The 19,334-nt window shown below is 74.3% G+C and carries 13 protein-coding genes; 2 read left to right on the forward strand and 11 right to left on the reverse strand.

The features are described from left to right. The 4 genes from ACFRAC_RS00125 to ACFRAC_RS00140 all read right to left on the reverse strand — a co-directional run bounded on the left by ACFRAC_RS00125 (nucleotide 1) and on the right by ACFRAC_RS00140 (nucleotide 5,721). Nucleotides 1-1,662, reverse strand: a complete 1,662-nt coding sequence (locus tag ACFRAC_RS00125; RefSeq protein ID WP_382919029.1) for a glycosyltransferase family 2 protein — start codon at nucleotides 1,660-1,662, stop codon at nucleotides 1-3. Next, nucleotides 1,659-3,881, reverse strand: a complete 2,223-nt coding sequence (locus ACFRAC_RS00130) for a CDP-glycerol glycerophosphotransferase family protein (protein WP_382919031.1) — start codon at nucleotides 3,879-3,881, stop codon at nucleotides 1,659-1,661. The genes ACFRAC_RS00125 and ACFRAC_RS00130 overlap by 4 nt, the downstream gene beginning before the upstream one ends. Before the next feature lie 93 nt (nucleotides 3,882-3,974). Beyond that, nucleotides 3,975-4,808 (reverse strand): ABC transporter ATP-binding protein, encoded by an 834-nt coding sequence (locus ACFRAC_RS00135; RefSeq protein ID WP_382919033.1) that lies wholly within the window; start codon nucleotides 4,806-4,808, stop codon nucleotides 3,975-3,977. Continuing rightward, entirely contained in the window at nucleotides 4,801-5,721 is a 921-nt protein-coding gene (locus ACFRAC_RS00140) for an ABC transporter permease (protein ID WP_382919034.1), read from the reverse strand. The genes ACFRAC_RS00135 and ACFRAC_RS00140 overlap by 8 nt, the downstream gene beginning before the upstream one ends. 248 nt (nucleotides 5,722-5,969) lie before the next feature. On the opposite strand from ACFRAC_RS00140, the gene ACFRAC_RS00145 reads away from it, so the two are divergent. Then, nucleotides 5,970-6,593 (forward strand): TetR/AcrR family transcriptional regulator, encoded by a 624-nt coding sequence (locus tag ACFRAC_RS00145; protein WP_361352002.1) that lies wholly within the window; start codon nucleotides 5,970-5,972, stop codon nucleotides 6,591-6,593. Between the two features lie 20 nt (nucleotides 6,594-6,613). Here ACFRAC_RS00145 and galE read toward each other — a convergent pair whose 3' ends face one another. The 3 genes from galE to ACFRAC_RS00160 form a co-directional block, all read right to left on the reverse strand. Further along, a complete protein-coding gene (galE, locus tag ACFRAC_RS00150; protein WP_382919036.1) occupies nucleotides 6,614-7,597 on the reverse strand; it encodes a UDP-glucose 4-epimerase GalE in 984 nt (327 codons plus the stop codon). Between the two features lie 51 nt (nucleotides 7,598-7,648). Then, complete coding sequence (locus ACFRAC_RS00155) at nucleotides 7,649-9,262, reverse strand: glycosyltransferase family 2 protein (RefSeq protein WP_382919037.1); 1,614 nt, start codon at nucleotides 9,260-9,262, stop codon at nucleotides 7,649-7,651. 233 nt (nucleotides 9,263-9,495) lie between these two features. After that, complete coding sequence (locus tag ACFRAC_RS00160; RefSeq protein ID WP_382919038.1) at nucleotides 9,496-9,963, reverse strand: MarR family winged helix-turn-helix transcriptional regulator; 468 nt, start codon at nucleotides 9,961-9,963, stop codon at nucleotides 9,496-9,498. A gap of 155 nt (nucleotides 9,964-10,118) precedes the next feature. On the opposite strand from ACFRAC_RS00160, the gene ACFRAC_RS00165 reads away from it, so the two are divergent. Further along, entirely contained in the window at nucleotides 10,119-10,532 is a 414-nt protein-coding gene (locus tag ACFRAC_RS00165) for an organic hydroperoxide resistance protein (protein WP_382919040.1), read from the forward strand. Nucleotides 10,533-10,542: 10 nt separating this feature from the next. On the opposite strand, the gene ACFRAC_RS00170 is transcribed toward ACFRAC_RS00165, so the two are convergent. The 4 genes from ACFRAC_RS00170 to ACFRAC_RS00185 all read right to left on the reverse strand — a co-directional run bounded on the left by ACFRAC_RS00170 (nucleotide 10,543) and on the right by ACFRAC_RS00185 (nucleotide 19,079). Continuing rightward, the gene (locus ACFRAC_RS00170) at nucleotides 10,543-12,141 is read right to left on the reverse strand and encodes a hypothetical protein (protein WP_382919042.1); all 1,599 of its coding nucleotides are present in this window, start codon (nucleotides 12,139-12,141) and stop codon (nucleotides 10,543-10,545) included. 78 nt (nucleotides 12,142-12,219) lie between these two features. Further along, on the reverse strand, nucleotides 12,220-14,457 hold the full coding sequence (locus tag ACFRAC_RS00175; protein ID WP_382919044.1) for a CDP-glycerol glycerophosphotransferase family protein: 2,238 nt from the start codon (nucleotides 14,455-14,457) through the stop codon (nucleotides 12,220-12,222). A 1-nt stretch (nucleotide 14,458) separates the two neighbouring features. After that, nucleotides 14,459-16,666 (reverse strand): CDP-glycerol glycerophosphotransferase family protein, encoded by a 2,208-nt coding sequence (locus ACFRAC_RS00180; protein WP_382919045.1) that lies wholly within the window; start codon nucleotides 16,664-16,666, stop codon nucleotides 14,459-14,461. 169 nt (nucleotides 16,667-16,835) lie between these two features. Further along, entirely contained in the window at nucleotides 16,836-19,079 is a 2,244-nt protein-coding gene (locus tag ACFRAC_RS00185) for a CDP-glycerol glycerophosphotransferase family protein (RefSeq protein WP_382919047.1), read from the reverse strand. Nucleotides 19,080-19,334 lie beyond the last annotated feature (255 nt).

The following is a 19,334-nucleotide window of genomic DNA, read 5'->3' on the forward strand; positions in this document are numbered from 1 at the left end:
CTACCGCAGCACGGTCCGCGCCAGCCGGGCCGCCCTGCGCACCCTGGGCCGGTCGAGGCGCCGTACCAGCGGGCGCACCAGCCGGGCCGTCACGCCGACCGGCTGCCAGCGGATCTGCAGTCGCCCCGGGCCGCGGTTCTCCGGTTCGATCGTCACCCGGTGCGGGGCCGTGCCGGAGTGGTGGCCGATGCGGGCGGTGAGGACGGGGAAGGACAGGGGGGCCAGCAGGACGGCGCTGTGGGCGAGGCCCTGGTGCTCGACGCGGAGCAGGGGATGGCGGACGCCCGCGAAGCCGTGGTGGGGGATCGGCGCCGACGCCAGGTCCATGTGGACCCGGCCCTCGAAGACGCCGGGGCGCACCGGGGTGAGCCGGAAGGGCACCTTCAGGCGGCGCGGGCCCGGCGCGACGACGAGGCTCGCCCGTATCGGGCCCACGGGCAGGCGCAGCCCCGGGTCGTAGGTGCGCACGGCGAGGTCGACCGAGGCGCCGGGCCCCCGGGTGAGCTCGGTGATCTCGTGCCGGAACAGGGCGCTGCGGAAAGGGCGTGTGTCCAGCTCCAGGTCGGTGACGTCCAGCTCACGGCGGGCCCTCTCGTCCGTGGGGACGGTGTCCCCCCAGTAGGTGCGCCCGTCGGCGTCCGGCGTGACCTGTCGCGGGGCCACCCCGTGGCCGAGGCCGCGCGCGGCCAGCCGGGCCTCGGGCAGTCGGCGCTCGCGGACCAGCTCGAGCACCACGCGCTCCGGCCGGGGCAGCCGGGCGTAGGCCGCCGGGGAGAGGGTGTCGAGGTAGGGCGTCATGAGGTCGGCGAACGAGGCCAGCCAGCGGTCGTCGCGGTAGGGCAGGTCGCCCGCGTACATCCGGAAGTCGTGCTTGAGGAACTTGTAGTCCTTGTCCTCGCGTAGCCCGGCGTGCCCGCTCTCGGTGAGGAAGCCGTCGATGAGCCGCTGGACGGCGACCCGGTCGCGGACGTTGTCGAGCCGGTCGCGCTGGTTGGAGATGGAGGCGGAGTCCGCGGCCGCGAAGGGCGCGATGTGCCAGCGGTACACCGGCTCCGGGATGATCGTGAACTCCTTGGCGAGGCAGTACGCCTGCGTGCTGAACAGCTGGTCCTCGTAGTGGATGCCCTCGGGGAACCGCAGGTCGTGCCGGTCCAGGAAGGCCCGCGCGTACATCTTGCTCGTCGACAGGTGCTCGAAGAGCAGCCGGGGTTCGGACTCGATCCCGAGGACCGTGCGCCGCTCGGCGACCAGGTGCGGCATCCACCGCGTCCGGCGGCCGCCGTCCTCGCGGACCCGGACGACCGCGCCCATGGCGAAGTCGATCTCCCGTTCCCGGTGGGCCGCGAGCAGCAGCTCGACCGCGTCCTCGGTCAGTTCGTCGTCGCTGTCGAGGAACATCACGTACGGGGCCGTCGCGACGTCCAGGGCGCGGTTGCGCGGGGCACTGCACCCGCCGCTGTTCTCGGGCAGCCGCAGATGCCGGACGCGGGGGTCCCGGGCCGCGAACTCCCGGGCGACGAACGGCGTCCCGTCGGTCGAGTGGTCGTCGCTGATGATGATCTCGATGTCGCCGTGGGTTTGCCGGAGCACCGACTCCACGGCCCGGGGGAGACGGTCGGCGTCGTTGTAGACGATGATCGTCACCGTGACGTCCGGAGTCATACGGCCTCCCGGGGGCTCGGCGCGGGCGTGCGGTCCTCCAGCGGGACCACCGGCGGCAGGGTGTCCTCGCTCTCGCCGAGGAAGACCCGGCGCACGACGCGTTCGGCGGCGTGCCCGTCGTCGTACTCGCAGAAGCGGCGGCGGAACGCGGCACGTGCCTTCGCGGCGCCCTGGTCCTGCCAGGCCTCGGTGGTGAGGATCTCGGTCAGCTCCCCCTGGGTGCGGGCCACCTGGCCCGGCGGCTCGGCCATCAGGTCGAAGTAGACCCCGCGGGTGGAGCGGTACGTCTCCCAGTCGTCGGCGTACACGACGATCGGGCGGTCCAGGTTGGCGTAGTCGAACATGATCGACGAGTAGTCCGTGACCAGGGCGTCCGAGGCCAGCGCCAGGTCCTCGACCGGGTCGTAGGAGGAGACGTCGATGATCCGGCCGGTGCGGCGCAGGGCGGTCAGCGGGGAGGGCGTGCCGTCGTAGAAGTAGTGGCCGCGCACCAGCAGGACCGTGTCCCCGCCCAGCCGGTCGGCGAGGGTGGCGAGGTCGAGGCGGGGGGTCCAGCCGGCCTCGTAGTCGCGGTGGGTGGGGGCGTAGAGGATCGCGCGGCGCTCCGGGGCGATGCCCAGGCGGGCGCGGATCGCCCGGATGTCGGCCGCGGTGGCGCGGTAGTAGACGTCGTTGCGCGGATAGCCGTGGTCGAGCGAGACGAAACGGGACGGGTACGCGCGCTCCCACATCCGGGTGGAGTGGCTGTTCGCGGAGACACTGAAGTCCCACTTGTCGATCCGGGACAGCAGGGCCGGGAAGTCCAGCGCCTTGGCGGCGGCCGGGAAGTCCATCTGGTCCACGCCCATGCGCTTGAGCGGGGTGCCGTGGTGGGTCTGGAGGTGGACGGCGTCCGGGCGCTTCACGACGGAGTTCGGGAAGTTGACGTTGTTGACCAGGTACTTCGCCGTCGCGAGCACCTCGCGGTAGCGGGGGGTGCCGGGGAGCACATGGTCGGTGTGCGGGGGCAGGAGCGCCGCGTTCTCCGGGGTCACCACCCACACGGGCTGGATCTGCGGGGCGAGTTCGGTCAGCTTGGCCGCGATCGCCGCCGGGTTGCAGGCGACGCCCCGGTACCAGTACGCGGCGAACACGGCGAGTCCCGGGTCGACGGGCCGGGACAGGGACGCCCGGTACTGCCGGTCGCCGCGCGCGTCCGCGATCCGGCGCCGCGTGGTCCGTACGGCCGCGCGTGTGGTGCGGCGGGCCCGGTTGGCGGCCTGGAACGCCCGGTACCTGCTGTACGCGTTCTCCTCCAGCAGGGCGCGGCGCATGCCCTCGGGCCCGGAGGGGCGGCGGTATCCGGGCGGCCGGTACCGCACGGCCGCGTCGGCGGCCCGGCGGAAGAACTCCCGGGCCACGGCGTCCGGCAGGGCGGTGCGGGCGAAGGTGCGCAGACAGGTGCGGACCATGACGTCGTACAGCACGGCGTACGGCACCTGGGCGGCCGCTCCGGGCCGGGCGTCGGCACGCTCGCGCGCGAGGTCCAGGAGTGCCGTGTACCTCTCGACGAGGGCGTAGTGGTCCTCGGGGGCGACCGGGGGCAGGCTCTCGGCGCGCAGTTCGTGGTGGAGGTACGCCACCTGGTCGCAGGCGGCGACCTGGCCGGCGAGCAGCAGGGCGGCGTACGCGGCGAACGCCTCGTCGCCGGCGGTGAGCCGCTCCTCGTGCGCCCGCCAGAAGGAGGCGCGCAGCGCGCGGTTGCCCAGCAGCGGGGTGACGCGCAGCGCGCTGCGGGCGATGTCGTCCAGGAGGCGGGGGGCCCGGCCCGCGCGGGCGAGCGGGCGGCCGTCGGGGGAGGGCAGGCCGGTGGTCTCCCAGGTGGAGCGGACGTGGTCGAGGAGGAGGACGTCCACCTCGTCCGGCAGCTCCGCGACGCGTTCGGCGACCAGGCGCGGGCCGCCCGCGGGCAGACCGTCCGCGGAGTGCACGAAGTGCAGCCAGCGGCCCGAGGCGCGGGCCGCCCCCGCCGCGCGGGCCGCCGCGTCGCCGGTCCCCTCCGGCAGCGGCAGCACCAGCAGGTCCGGGGTGTGGCGCCGGGCCGTCTCCTGGGCCCAGGCGCCGACCGCGGCGACGACCACCTCGACGTCGTGGTGGGGGTGGCCGGCGAGGGAGTCCAGGAGCCCGGTCAGCCGGTCCTGCGTGTTCGGCCCGTGGACGACGACGCTGAGTTCGGGCATCGCATGGACTCCTTCACCTTCGTCATCGCCGCGGGGCATCCTGCTCGGCCATAGTGGCACTTATAGGACGAAAGGGTGAGCCCGGATTACGCCTCACGAGGGAACGGGAGCCGCCGTCCGGGGCTTCGGCTTCGGCTTGGCCGCCTTGTCGCCGGTGAACGCCTCGTACTCCCTCAGCACCTCGTCGGTCGGCCCGTCCATGCGCAGTTCCCCCCGCTCCAGCCAGAGCACGCGCTCGCAGGTGTCGCGGATCGACTTGTTGTTGTGGCTGACGAGGAACACCGTGCCGGCACGCTTGCGCAGCTCGCGGATACGGGCCTCGGAGCGCTTCTGGAAGGAGCGGTCGCCGGTGGCCAGCGCCTCGTCGATCAGGAGCACGTCGTGGTCCTTGGCGGCGGCGATGGAGAACCGCAGCCGGGCCGCCATGCCCGAGGAGTACGTGCGCATGGGAAGGGTGATGAAGTCGCCCTTGTCGTTGATGCCGGAGAAGTCGACGATCTCCTGGTAGCGCTCCTTGACCTGCTCGCGGGACATGCCCATCGCGAGCCCGCCCAGGTGGACGTTGCGCTCCCCGGTCAGGTCGTTCATCAGGGCGGCGTTCACGCCGAGGAGGGAGGGCTGGCCGTCGGTGAAGATCCGGCCGTTCTCCACGGGCAGCAGGCCGGCGACCGCCTTGAGCAGGGTCGACTTGCCCGAGCCGTTGGTGCCGATGAGGCCGATGGCCTCGCCCCGGTACGCGACGAAGGACACGTTTCGCACGGCGTGCACCGTGCGCACGCCGGCCGCCTTCTCGGCCCGACCGCGGCCCAGGATGCGGTTGAGCGCGGCGGTGGCCGAACCCCGGCCCGCACCCGTGCCGTTGACGCGGTAGACGATGTCGACGCCGTCGGCGACGACGGTGGGGACCCTCTCGCTGTGCTCAGCCACGGCCGTACGTCTCCTCAGCCTTCCAGAAGTAGATGAAACCGCCGACGCCGGCGAGCAGGGCCCAGCCGGCCGCGAGCGCCCAGACGTGCGGCGGGAGCTGGCTCCCCCGGAAGCTGTCGATCAGGGCGAAGCGCATCAGGTCGATGTAGACGGCGGCCGGGTTGGCCTGCAGGACCGCGGTCACCCAGGAGGGCGCGTCCGTGTGCTTGGTCATGATGTGGCTGATGCTGAACATCACGCCGGACGCGTACATCCACGTCCGCAGCAGGAACGGCATCAGCTGGGCGATGTCCGGCGTCCTGGCGCCCATCCGGGCCACGACCAGGGAGACGCCCGCGTTGAAGGCGAACTGCAGCACCAGCGCCGGGAGCGCCAGCAGCCAGGAGGCGGCGACCGGGACGCCGAAGCACAGCAGGATCACGACCAGCGCCGCCATCGAGAACAGCAGCTGCTGGAGCTGCTGGAGGCAGAAGGAGATCGGCAGCGCCGCCCGGGGGAAGTGCAGGGCGCGCACCAGACCCAGGTTCCCGGAGATCGCGCGGGTGCCCGCCATGATCGAGCTCTGTGTGAACGTCCAGACGAACACGCCGGTGACCAGGAACGGGACGAAGTCCGGCACGCCCCGGCTGGTGCCCATCAGCTTGCCGAAGATGAGGTAGTACACCGCCGCGTTCAGCAGCGGCGTCAGCACCTGCCAGACCTGGCCGAGCTTCGCCTGGCTGTACTGGGCGGTGAGCTTGGCGGTGGAGAACGCCGTGATGAAGTGCCGTCGCGCCCACAGCAGGCGGACGTACTGCGGCAGCGTGGGGCGGGCGCCGCTGACCGACAGCCCGTGCCAGGCGGCCAGGGCCGCGAGGTCGGTCCCGGGCGGCGTCTCGGCCGTCCGGGGCGGTGTGTGCAGGGCTTGAGTCACATCCGCTGCTTTCACTGGGAGAGGGGCGGGAGGGGGCGAAGGGGGCGAGAGCCGGTGCGGCCTGCTCACTGTTCTCATCGCCCTCTCTTACGTCGGGACGGGACCGTTTCGTCGCCTCGTGAGCGTAGGACGCTTCGGCGTCGGAACGCAACCGTTTCGTCGTGACGGGAGGATGGACGGCGGGCGAACGGGCGGTGGCCGCGTGCGTGGGGACGGTGCCGTATCGTCGTGACGCCTATGCTGTCCGCATGACCGACGCCGATCAGTCCTCGACGCCGCCGCGCCGCCGGGCGCCCGCCGGAGCGGCCGTGCTCCGGGAGGACGTGACCGAGGCGATCCGGGCGGCCGTCTTCGAGGAACTGGCGGCCGTCGGCTACGCGCGGATGTCGATCGAGGGCATCGCTCGCCGCGCGGGCGTCGGCAAGACGGCCGTGTACCGGCGCTGGCGTTCCAAGCTGCACCTGGTGCTCGACGTGGTCTCCGCGGTCGCGGTGCTGGGCCTGCCCGTCCCGGACACCGGCACCCTGGAGGGTGATCTGCGGCTGCTCTACGAGGTGACCGCGCGGGCCCTGCGGCATCCCCTGGCCTCGCAGATCCTCCCCGATCTGCAGGCCGAGGCCGCCCGCAGTCCGGAGATCGCCGAGGCCGTGCAGAAGGCGCTGCGCGACGGTCAGGCGAGCGTCGCCAGCACCATCGTGCGGGCCGCCGAGCAGCGCGGGGAGGTCCGGGCCGGCCTCGACGAGGAGCTGGCCCTCGACCTGATCTCCGGCCCCCTGTACTGGCGCTCGGTCGTCATCCGCAGCCCGAGGCTGCCCAAGGGCCACCTCGACGCCCTGTCCCGCGCCACCTCGGCGGCCCTCAAGGCCCTCTGACCGCGCCCGGCGGCCCGCGCTCAGTCCCGGGCGGCCCCGGGGTGGCTGTGCACCCAGCCGGCCCAGGCCGACGTGATCATGTCGCGGACGTCGTACTTCGCCTTCCAGCCCAGCTCGGTCGCGATGCGGTCGGCGGACGCGACCACGCGCGCCGGGTCGCCGGGGCGGCGCGGGGTGACCGTCGGCGGGCGGTCGTAGCCGGTGACGGCGTTGATGAGGTCGATCATCTCGCGCACCGACACGCCTTCGCCCCGGCCGATGTTGAGGGTGAGGGAGTGGCCCGGCGAGGACTGCAGGGCGCGGGCCGCGGCCACATGGGCCTCGGCGAGGTCGACCACATGGATGTAGTCGCGGACGCAGGTGCCGTCCGGGGTCGGGTAGTCGTCGCCGAAGATGCGCGGGGCCGCGTCCTGCGTCAGCTTCTCGAAGACCATCGGGACGACGTTGAAGACACCGGTGTCGGCGAGCTCCGGGGCGGCGGCGCCCGCCACGTTGAAGTAGCGCAGCGACGCCGTGGACAGGCCCGTCGCCCGGCCCGTCGCCCGGACCAGCCATTCGCCCGCCAGCTTGGTCTCGCCGTACGGCGAGATCGGCGCGCACGGCGTCTCCTCGGTCACCAGGTCGACGTCCGGCGTGCCGTAGACGGCCGCCGAGGAGGAGAAGACGAAGGAGCGCACGTGGGACGTGGCCGTGACCGCTTCCAGCAGGACGCGCAGGCCCTCGACGTTCTCCCGGTAGTAGAGCAGCGGCCGGTCGACGGACTCGCCGACCTGCTTCTTCGCCGCCAGGTGGACCACGCCGGTGATCCGGTGGGCGGCGAGGGCGCGGGCGACCCGGTCGCCGTCCAGGGTGGAGCCCACGACCAGCGGGACGCCGTCGGGCACCCGGTCGGCGATGCCCGTGGACAGGTCGTCGTACACCACGGCACGCTCGCCCGCCTGGGTCATCGCCCTTACCACGTGTGCTCCGATGTAACCGGCGCCGCCGGTGATCAGCCAGGTCATGTGCGGCCGTCCCCTCATCAGTGGCCTGTTCGTGCATGGTCGGTGTCGCTGTCAGTGAAGCAGGCGGCGGAGTCTGCCGCGTACGACGGACAGGACTCCCCGCAGTCCCGGGGCGACGCGTACGGCGAGCGCCCCGGAGTGGGTGGCGTACGGCTGGACGAGGACCACGGTGTGCCCGGCGCCCAGGACCGCGCGGCGGCGCAGCGCGCCGGTGCCCGCGAGGGCGCGCGCGGTGACCTCGCGGTCGGCGCCCTCCCGGAAGCGGACGCGCAGCCGCAGGTCCCAGGTGCCGGCGCCGAACGCGGCCCAGCGCACCGGGCTCTCGGCCCGCCAGGTCCCGCCGTCCGGCTCCGCCAGCCGCACCGGCGCGGGCGGCCCCGCCGTGTGCCCCGTCTCCCGGCACCGCCACTCCACCTCCAGCGCCTCGGGCCCGGCGCGTGCCACCCGCCCGTACATCTCGTGCAGACGCAGCCGCAGGACGGCGGTGCGCGCGCCGGGGCGCAGTTCCGCGTCCACGGCGAGCGGGAGGACGTCGACGGGCCGCGTCAGCAGCGGTTCCAGGGTGACCTGGGGAAGCCCGGCCGACCAGACCGGGGTGCCGTCGGCGGCCCGGGCGTACGGCGGCAGCAGGCGGGCGGGGCGGGAGGCGAGGTCGCGCAGCCGGGGCAGGTCGAGAGGCTCGGGTGAGGCCAGGACGATCCGCCCGATCAGGCGGCCCGGCGCGGTCGGGTTGTGCGCCCAGTCCGAGGCGTCGTACTCGGCGAGGTACGCACGGGTGTGCGCCCACCACGCGCGCTGGTAGGACGCGTCGCGCAACCCCAGCTCGCGGGCGTACATCCGCAGCTCGTGGTCGAGGAACTTGGCGCGCGCGGCCCGGGCCAGCTCCTTCTGCCCGGAGCCCAGCAGGATCTCGTGGGCGAGCCGGCTCGCCTCCGTGCGGGCCCGCCAGTTGCTGACGTCCGCGCGGTCCAGGGAGATCGACAGACGGCCCGCCGCGCGGCGCACGTGCCAGACGTAGACCCGGTCGGGGACGAGGGCGACGCGCGGGCGTGCGGCGAGGACGCGCGCGGTGAAGACGAAGTCCTCGTAGGGGAAGCGGCCCTCGGGGAAGCGGATGCCGTGCGCGCGCAGGAAGTCGGTGCGGTAGAGCTTGTTCACGCAGAGGGTGTCGTGGACCAGCCGGGGGCGCTGCGCGGGGCTTTCGAAAACGGCGGGCGCGGCGTACAGGGACGGCTCCCAGGGCACCTCGCGCCCCTCGGGCAGCTCCCGCCGTACGCACAGGCCGCCCGCGACCTGCGCGCCGGCGCCGTCCGCCGCCGTGAGCAGGGCGCGGGCGGCGCCCGGAGGGAGGACGTCGTCGCTGTCCAGGAACATGACGTACGGCGCGCTCACCCGGTCCAGGCCGGTGTTGCGCGGGCTGCCGCAGCCGCCGCTGTTGACCAGCCGCCGCACGACCCGTACGCGCGGCTCGCCGGCGGCGAGGGCGGCCAGCCGGGCCGCGCTGTCGTCGGTGGAGCAGTCGTCGACGGCGATCACCTCCCGCACGACGGGGCCCTGGGCCAGCGCCGAGCGGACGGCGGTCGTCACATGGGCGGCGTCGTCGTAGCCGATGACGACCACGGCGACCTGCCGGTCGGGCGGGGTGGGCGGGGGCGGTGGGTGCATGGGGCCACGGTCCGGGTCGTAGGGATGGTGCGGCAGATCCCGTGGGGCGGGAGGTGCGGCCCGTGGCGGAAGACGATGACGACCGCGGGCCGGTTCAGTACTCGTCACCGCGGATCGTAGGACGGACAAAAGGAGCGGATGCGGAGATACGCCGCAGCCGCTCCTTGAATGTCAGCTAATAGTACGAATGGTGGCCCCTGAGTGGCCCGGAGGCGGCCCGGGTGCTGACATCCCTAACTTCGCGCCTCCTCCAGCGCCGCCGCGTCCAGCGCGGAGGTGAGCTGGTCGAGCCGCTCCCGCAGTTCGCGGATCTCGTCCACCCCGAACCCGGTGGCCGCGGCGATCCGGCGCGGCACCTGGAGCGCCCGCTCGCGCAGGGCCTCGCCCTCCCCCGTCAGCCGCACCTCCACCGAGCGCTCGTCGCGGGCGCTGCGCTCCCGGTGCACCAGGCCGGCCGCCTCCAGCCGCTTGAGGAGCGGCGACAGCGTGCCGGAGTCCAGGCGCAGCTGCTCGCCGAGCCGCTTCACGGGCAGTTCGCCCTGCTCCCACAGCACCAGCATCACCAGGTACTGCGGGTAGGTGAGGCCGAGCTCCTTCAGGATCACGCGGTAGACGCCGCCGAAGGCGCGCGAGGCCGCGTTCAGGGAGAAGCAGATCTGCTGATCGAGGCGGAGCCAGTCGGCCGTGGGCGTGGTCGTCATGCCTCCAGCGTAACTCCCCTGTGTGCCATTCAGTTGCACACAATTGAATTGCGTGCTCTACTTGCCGTCATGCGGCGGCCCCGGGACGGAACGGGGCGGGCCGCTCAGTCACGGACGCCCGGCGTCCGTCACGACCCACAGAAGGATGGTTCTCCATGGACGCGCTCTACACCGCAGTCGCCACCGCCACCCACGGCCGTGACGGTCGCACCGTCTCCAACGACGGCCGCATCGACCTCAAGCTGGCCCCGCCGGTGGAGCTGGGCGGCAACGGTCAGGGCACCAACCCGGAGCAGCTGTTCGCCGCCGGGTACGCCGCCTGCTTCGGCAGCGCGCTCGGCGTCGTCGGCCGCCAGGCCAAGATCGACGTCTCCGAGGCCGCCGTCACCGCCGAGGTCGGCATCGGCAAGCAGGGCGAGGGCTTCGCCCTCAAGGTCACCCTGCGCATCGAGCTGCCCGACACCCTCGACGAGCCGACCGGCCGCAAGCTGGTCGAGCAGGCCCACCAGGTCTGCCCCTACTCCAACGCCACCCGCGGCAACATCGCCGTCGAGCTCGTCATCGAGTAACCCCGGCCCGTCAGCCGATCCGCGCCAGCACCTCCCCCGTCTCCCGGCTCCACGCCACGACGACCGCCTCCTCCGGCACCTTCTTCCAGCGCGTCAGCAGCAGCCAGCGCGCGTGGTACCGGTGGGCGACGGCCGTACGCGTGGCGCGGGTCGAGTCGGGGGAGAGGTACGCGCGGACGTCGGCGAGCCGGCGCTCCCGCTCCCGCTCGTCCAGCGCCGGGTCGGGCCACACCGGCGCGGCGAGGTTCACCCCGTAGCCGGGCAGGGAGCGCGGGGCGTAGTGCCCGTCGGAGACGACCACCTCGCCCTTCGCCACATGCCGTGCCACCCACGCGTACGACGGCCAGCGCGACGGCTGCTCCAGCCCCAGCGGATCCAGGGCGCGCGGCAGCACCGCCCCGCCCTGCACGGTGAGGAACGCGGCGCAGGCACCGGCCGCGGCGGCCAGGCCCAGCGTCCGGCGCGCCGCGCCCCACGGCCGGGGCGCCGCCAGCTCCACCGCCAGCGCGAACTGGAGCGGCACCAGGGTGAGCCCGAGGATCCTGCCGTAGGTGTAGCGGCCGCTGACCCAGCCGTACGCCACCAGCAGGCAGTCGAGGGCGAACAGCAGCACCAGCGGATCCCGCCAGGACGCGCGGCGCCCGCGCAGCCACAGCGCGGGCAGGCCCAGCAGCGCCAGCCAGAACTGCCCGCCCAGGTGCTCGTACAGCTGCCGGTGCATCGCGTCCACGCTGCCGTCCCCGGCCAGCGCGAACACGTCGTAGTACGGCCAGGACGCGGCGACGGCCGCCGCCACGGCCGCCGTCAGCCCCCAGCGCGGCACGGCGGCCGCGTGCCACGGACCCCGCCGGCCGGCGACGAACGCCACCGCCCCCAGGGCCGCGGCCACCGCCGTGATCGGATGGATCAGCACGATCAGCCCGTAGAGCACACCGAGCCCGGCGTACCCGGCCCAGCCGGGCTGGCCGCTCGGCCCGACGTACCGGACCGCCCGCCCGCCGCGGGCGCGCGCCCCGGTCAGCGCCCAGGCCCAGAAGGTGAGCCCGATGGCGAACGCCGAGGGATACCCGAGGTTCCCCGTCATCGACATCAGGTTCAGATAGCCGCTCCACCAGGCCCGTTCGGTGCCCCACAGCAGCGTCATCGCGCCCAGCGCCAGCACCGGCGCCCACGGCCGCGGGGTCAGCACGCGCGTCAGCCGCCCGATTCCGGTCAGCAGGACCAGCAGGTTCAGCACCCCGGCCAGCCGCACCACCTCCCAGCCGCCCAGCCCGGTGAGCAGCGCGAACACGGCCTCGGCGACCGCGTACGGGGAGTAGTAGGGGCTCCCCGCGCCCGGCAGGTCCGCCATCGGATGGCGCGGGTGGAACAGGTCCGCCCGCAGCCGCTCCACGACCGCCGCGTGCTGCCCCGCGTCACAGCACAGCGGCACCGCCCAGTACGCCAGCAGCATCACCAGGCAGAACACGAACCCGACGGCCTGGTACGGCGTCGGACGCGGGCCGCGACCGCCGCGCAGCGCGCTCGCGCCGCGCACGGCCCTCCGCGCGAGGGTCCCCGCGGGGGCACCCGCGGCTCGGGTCGAGGAGGGTGTCGGGGTTCGAGGCATCTGCCGAGTGTCCCCGCCCGGGTCAATGACTCTGACGCTCGTCACCTCTTCGGGTGAGTCCCGTGCTGCGGATGCCGGTCAGCGCGCGTCAAGGAGCGACCGCGGGCCCGCCGGACCCGGCACCCGGCCCGTCCCCGCCGCCCGTCCCGGCATCGGCTCGCCCAGCATCAGCGTCCGCACGACCCGCTCGGCGGCCAGGCCGTCGTCGAACTCGCAGAACCGCTCCCGGAACCGTCGCCGGGACCGCGCCGACTCCCCGTCCCGCCACGCCCCGGACGCGAACACCTCCGCCAACTCCCCGTACGAACGCGTCACATGCCCCGGCGCCTCGGCCGGGAGGTCGACATAGGCGCCCCGGCTCGCCGTGAACGCCCCCCAGTCGTCCGCGTGGACCACGAGGGGCCGGTCCAGCAGGGTGTAGTCGAACATCAGGGACGAGTAGTCCGTGACCAGGACGTCCGCCGCGAGCAGCACGTCCTCGGCCCGCGGCACGTCCGTCGCGTCGACCAGCACGCCCCGGCGGTGCAGATCCGCCAGCCCCAGCCCCCGCGCGACGCCCTGCGCGAGGGACGGGTGCAGCCGCACGACCAGCGTGCGATCGTCACCGAGGTCGCGGGCGAACCGCGCCAGGTCGATCCGGTCGACGTGCCCGCCCTTGCGGTAGTCACGCCGGGTCGGCGCGTACAGCACCACGGTGTTCCCGGCCGGCACCCCGAGCCGCTCCCGGGCCGCCGCGATCGCCTCCGGGCCCGCGGTGACCAGCACGTCGTTGCGCGGGCTGCCCGTCCTGACCGAGGTGAAGTGACACGGGTAGGCCCGCTCCCACACCAGCTCCGCGTGCCGGCTCGCCACCAGGCTGTAGTCCCAGCGGTCCGCCCGCCGCAGCATCTTCGGCACGTCGAACCCGTGCCGGGCGCCCGGCTTGGTCAGCAGGTCGGCCCCCATGTACTTCAGCGGGGTGCCCCGGTGGGTCTGGATGTGCACGGTGCCGGGCCGCTTGGCCAGCGTGCCCGGCCAGTTGACGTTGTTCACCCAGTACGTAGCCCGCGCCATGACCTCGTGGTAGCGCCGCGAGCCGGGCGTCACGAAGTCCGTGCCGTCCGGCAGCTCCGCCACCGCGTCCTCCCGGACCACCCACACGCCCCGCAGGTGCGGGGCGATCTCCCGCGCCTTGGCGTGGATCGCCGCCGGATCCCCCAGCACGCCCCGGTGCGAGAACGCCGAGTAGACGGCGAGATCCGGATCCAGCGGGCGCTGTGAACAGGCCGCGTACCAGGCGCGGTGCGCCCGCCCCGACACCGCCCGCGTCACCTTCCGGCCACCGCCCCCGGCCACCCGCCGCAGCTCGCGCAGTCCGCGGACCGCCGCGTACGAGGCGTAGGGCGCCGCCGCCAGCAGCCGCATCTCCGTGCCGCGCCGGCCCTCCGGCGGGACGAAGCCCTCGGGGAGGTGCCGGGCGTGGAAGGCGCGGATCTCGCGGTGGAAGTCCGGCCGGTCCGCGGGCCGCACCCGGTCCTCGCGGGCCAGCACGAACAGCATGTGGTCCAGCGCGCGCTCGAACAGCAGGGGCCGCGCCCACGCCAGGTCCGGTCGCTCCTCCAGGAAGGCGAACAGGCCGTCGTACTGGGGAAAGATGTCGAAGTGGCGCCGCCCCGGCGTCCTGGTGATCGCGCCGCGCCGGCGCTGCCGGTACTCGACGCCGATCCGCTCCAGGCACACGATCCGGTCGGCCAGCACCATCGAGCGGTAGGTGACCGGCGCGTCCTCGTACAGGCCCGGCGCGTACCGCAGCCCGTGCTCCAGGAAGAAGTCCCGGCGGTACGCCTTGTTCCAGGCGACCAGGAACAGCCGCAGGTACTGGGGGCTCTCCCGGACACGGACGACGTCCGTCCCGGCCGCCGCCAGCAGGTCGGCGGCCTCACTGCGGCCCCCGCGGCCCCACCAGTGGGTGCGCACATGGTCGAAGACCAGGAGGTCCGGCTCGTCGGCCGCCGTCAGCCGGGCGTCGACCGCCTCCAGCAGACCCGGCGTGTAGCGGTCGTCGCTGTCCAGGAACAGCACGTAGTCGCCGCTCGCCTCCGCCAGACCCGCGTTGCGGGCCCGGCCCAGGCCCACGTTCTCCGGCAGGTGCAGCACCCGCACGCGGGCGTCGCGCTCGGCGTAGCCGTCCAGGATGGCGGGGCAGCCGTCGGGGGAGCGGTCGTCGACCGCGATCACCTCCAGATCGGTGTACGACTGCCCGAGCACCGAGTCCAGGCACTCCCGCAGGAAGCCCTGCACCTTGAAGACGGGCACGATGACGCTGAAGCGGGGCACGTCAGCTCCTGGCGAGGGTCGTCGCGGCGGGGGAGGGGGCGGGGACGCGCTCGGCGAGCGGGACCACCGGGGGCAGCGCCTCGGGCGGCTCGCCCAGCAGCACCCGGCGCACCACGCGCTCGGCGGCACGCCCGTCGTCGAACTGGCAGAAGCGCTCCCGGAACGCGGCCCGCAGCGCCCGGGCCTCCTCGTCCGCGTACGAGCCGTCCCGCAGCAGCGCCGCCAGCTCGCCCGGGGTGCGCGCCACCCGGCCCGGCGGGGCCTGCATCAGGTCGAAGTAGACGCCCCGCACCTCCCGGTAGACGTCCCAGTCGTCGGCGTACACGACGATCGGCCGGTCCAGGTTGGCGTAGTCGAACATGATGGACGAGTAGTCGGTGATCAGCGCGTCCGCGGCCAGGCACACCTCCTCCGAGGACAGGTGCCCGGTGACGTCGATGATCCGGCCCGAGCCCCGCTGGTCGCCCCGGTCGTAGAAGTAGTGGGCGCGCAGCAGCACGACGTACTCGTCGCCGATCTCCTCGCACAGCGCCCCGAGGTCCAGGCCCGGCTCGAAGCCGGAGGCGTGGTCGCGGTGCGTCGGCGCGTACAGCAGGGCCTTCCTGCCCTCGGGGACGCCGAGGTCGCGGCGGACGCGGGCGACGTCCTCGGCGGTCGCCGTGTAGTAGACGTCGTTGCGCGGATAGCCGTACTCCAGCGTCTCGTGGGCGGCGGGGTAGGCGCTCTCCCACATCTCCGTGGAGTGCCGGTTGGAGGTCAGGTTGTAGTCCCAGCGGTCCACGCGGGCCAGCAGCCGGGCGAAGCTTCCGGTCGCGGCGGCCACCACCGGGTACGTCGCCTGGTCGGCGCCCATCCTCTTCAGCGGCGTGCCGTGCTGGGTGGACAGGTGCACGCTCCCCGGGCGCTTGACGACCGCGTCCGCGAAGTTGGCGTTGTTCACCAGGTACGCGGCGCGGGCCAGCACGTCCCAGTACGTGCGGCTGCCGATCACCGCGTACTCCACGCCCTCGGGCATCGTGGCCGCCTGCGCCGCCTCGACCAGGAACACCGAGCGCAGGTGCGGGGCCAGTTCGCGGGCCTTGGAGTGGATCGCGGCCGGGTTGCAGAGGTAGCCGCGGCCCCAGTACGCGCAGTACACCGCGAGGTTGCGGTCCAGGGGGCGGCGCAGCTGGAGCCGGTAGCGCAGCCGGGTGCGCGGCCCCTGCGGGCGCGGCACCCGCGCGAGGATCCCGCTCACCGCCCGGTTGGCCGCGCGCAGCGCCCGGAACGCGGCGTACGCGCCGCCCGCCAGCAAGCGGTGCTGCACCCCCAGACTGCCGCCCGGCGCCGGGAACCCGGCCGGGCGGTGCCGCCGGTACAGCACACCGGCCCGGCGGAAGAACGCGCGCCGCCCGTGCGGCAGCCGTCGCGGATGGGCGGCCGTCTTCAGCACGGCCGCGAACAGCTCCATGAACAGCGGCCCGTGGCGGCGCGCCGGGAGCCCCCGTTCGGCGGCCCGGGTCAGCACCAGTTCCACCTGGTCCAGCAGCTCGGCGTGGTGCGCGCCCGGCCGGTTCAGCCGGCTGCCCTGCCGCCGCAGCCGGTGCCGTACGACGACCCGGCGCAGCACCGCCATCCGCTCGGCGGCCAGGGCGGCCAGTCCGCCGAAGCCGACGTCGGTGAAGTGGCCGCCGGGGAAGGCGATTCCCTGCTCGGCGAGGAAGGCCCGCCGGTAGGCCGCGCTCCAGGCGGGCAGCCCCACCCCGGTCAGCCAGGGGACCCGCGCGGGCGGGAACACCCCGTCGGGGGCGCGGGCCAGCAGCGGCGCGGCCGGTTCGGCCGGCTCGCCCGTCCACCAGGGGACCCGCTCGTGCCCGTAGTACACGACGTCCGGGGCGCCGGTCTCGGGCAGCCGCCCGGCCAGGGCCGCCAGCGCGCCCGGCGCCAGCTCGTCGTCGCCGTCCAGGAACAGCACCCAGTCACCGGTGGCGGAGCGCAGCCCCGTGTTGCGCGCCCCGGCCGTCCCCTCCGACGGGGGCGCGTGCACCGGCACCACCCGGCGGTCCCGCCCGGCGTACCGGGAGACGACGTCCGCCGCCGGGCAGTCGGGGCCGTCACAGACCGGGATCAGCTCGACGTCGCCGAAGGACTGGGTGAGGACCGAGTCCAGCGCCCGGGACAACCGGCTCGCGACACCATGGGACGGAACGACGACGCTGAAGCGGGGCATACTGCTCTTTCTGTCGAGGTGCGGGGCGGCCGTGCCGACGACGGTTCGGACCGGGTCAGCGGGCCCGGCACCGGCCGGGCCGCCCGGCGGGGCGCCGGGTCTGCGGACGGCTCGGTGTGGGCCGTGACGGACTGGAGGGCATGCGGACTCCTCTCGGGGACAACGCTGTTCAGTGGCTCTCGGTGACGGTCCGGGGCGAAGCCGGCTGCGGCACCGCCCCCAGCGGGGCCCGCGGACGCGACGCGACCGGGGGCGGCACCGGCCGCCGGGCGGGCGGCACCACCGGAGGGCTGCCGGGCTCGCCGAGCACCACGTGCCGGACGACCCGCTCGGCGGCCCGGCCGTCGTCGTGCGGGCAGAAGCGCCGGCGGAACGCGCTCCGCAGCTCCGCCGAACGCGACCCGCGCCAGTGACCGGACGCGAAGATGTCGATCAGCTCGTCCTCGCCGCGCGCCACCGCGCCCGGCGGACAGGCCCGCAGATCGACGTAGGTGCCCCGGACCGCCTCGTGGGTCTCCCAGTCGTCGGTGAGGAGCACGACCGGCCGGTCCAGGCAGACGTAGTCGACCATGATCGACGAGTAGTCCGTGACCAGCGCGTCCGAGGCGAGGCACAGCTCCTCGACGCTCGGGTGGCCGGTCACGTCGAGAACCCCGTCCGAGGGGGCGGCGAGCGGGCCGTCGTGGCCGTGCGGGGCGCGGGCCAGGACGATGTGGCGCGGCCCCAGCCGGCGCAGCACGCGATGCAGGTCGACCGGGGTGCGGCGGTAGGCGCGGGAGGTCGGGGCGTAGAGGATCACGACCGCGTCCTCCGGCACGCCGAGCTTCCGGCGGACCCGGCTCATGTCCGCCGCGGTGGCCCGCAGGAACACGTCCGCGCGCGGGTTGCCGTACTCCAGGACGGTGTACGCGCCCGGGAAGGCGCGCTCCCAGGTCAGGGTCGCGTGCCGGCTGGGGGAGACGAGGTAGTCCCACCGGTCGACGTCCTCCAGCAGCCCGCCGGGGTCCGGGTCGGCGCCGGGGCGCCCGCGCAGGTCGAGGCCCGTGCGCTTGAGCGGGGTGCCGCGCCGGGTCTGCACCAGCACCTGGCCGGGCCGCTTGACCAGCCGGCGGTCGAAGGCCGCGTTGTGCACCAGGTACCGGGAGCGGGCCAGCGCCGTCCAGTAGGCGGCGGTGTCCGGACGCAGCGGGCGCACACCGGACGGCAGGGCGCCCCGCTCCCCGGCACCCGTGACCCAGGCGGTGCGGATGTGCGGGGCGTGGGCGCGGAACGCCCGCTCCAGGGCGCCGGGGTGGCAGCCGTGGCCGGGCACGCCGTGCGCGGCGAACACGGCCCGGTCCGCGCGCACCGGCAGACAGCGCTGCACGCGGTAGTGCAGGCGCAGGGCGCCCGCCCGCAGGGCCCTGCGCAGCCGGACGGCCGTCCGCGCGGCACGGCGGAGCAGGGCCGCCGTGCACCGCAGCACGTGGTACGTGCGGTGCAGCCCCATCCGGACCAGGGCGTGGTGCAGCCGCGCCCGCGGCGGCAACGGTCCGGCGGGGCAGTGGTAACGCCGGTAGTACGTACGGGCCTTGCGCAGGAACTCGGCGCGGTTGCGGCGCGGCAGGCGGTCCCGGCGGGCGAACACCACGACCAGGTGGTCCACCATCCGCCGGAACAGCAGCGGCCGCCAGCGGGCGAGCTCGGGGCGCTTGTCGACGTACGCGAAGACCCGGTCGTACTGCTCGAAGACGTCGAAGTGCCGGCGGCTGACCGTGCCGAGGATGCCGCCGCGGCGCCGCTGCCGGTAGTGCACGCACACCCGGTCCAGGGTCGCGATCGACCCGGCCGACATCAGCACCGGGTACGTCCAGGGCGTGTCCTCGTAGTAGCCGGTGGGGAAGGCCAGCTCCTCGGCCTCGACGAACTCCCGGCGGTACGCCTTGTTCCAGGCGACCATCAGCAGCCGCAGCAGACCGGGCCGGTCCGTCAGCCGGAAGGGCGCCGGGCCCTCCTCGGCGAGCTGGGCCGCGGCCTGGTTGCGCACCGTCTCGCCGGTCCAGAAGGTGCGCGCGTAGTCGTAGACCAGGACGTCGGGGTCGCCGGTCTCCTTCAGCCGGTCGGCGACGGCCTGCAGGGAGCCCGGGGTGAGGGTGTCGTCGCTGTCGAGGAAGACCAGGTAGTCGCCGGTGGCCTCGGCCATGCCGGCGTTGCGCGCGGGGCCCAGACCGCGGTTGCGCGGCAGGTGCACGGCGCGCACCCGCGGGTCGCGGGCCGCGAACTCGTCGATGATCGCGCCGCACGCGTCCGGCGAGCAGTCGTCCACCGCGATCAGTTCGAGGTCCGGGTACGACTGGGTGAGCACCGATTCCAGGCACTCGTGCAGATACGCCTGCACCTTGTACGCGGGGACGATGACACTGAACCTGGGCAAGGCACATCCACTCGGTCGGCCGGGGACGACGGGCGCTGTCGCCGTGCCGGGAACGGCCGATGGAGTGAGTTGGTTACGCGATCCGAGGCATCCGAGGGACCCGGTCAGGTGAACGGCGGGGGGGGGGGGGGGGGGCGCCCCCCCCCCCCCCCCCCCCCGGGGGGGGGGCGCCCCGGCCCCCCCCCCCCCCCCCACCCCCGCCCCCCCCCCCCCCGGGGGGGCGAAGAAACAAACACCGGGGGGACAAAAAGAAAG

Source organism: Streptomyces sp. NPDC056628 (assembly GCF_042792555.1).
Classification (GTDB): Bacteria; Actinomycetota; Actinomycetes; order Streptomycetales; family Streptomycetaceae; genus Streptomyces.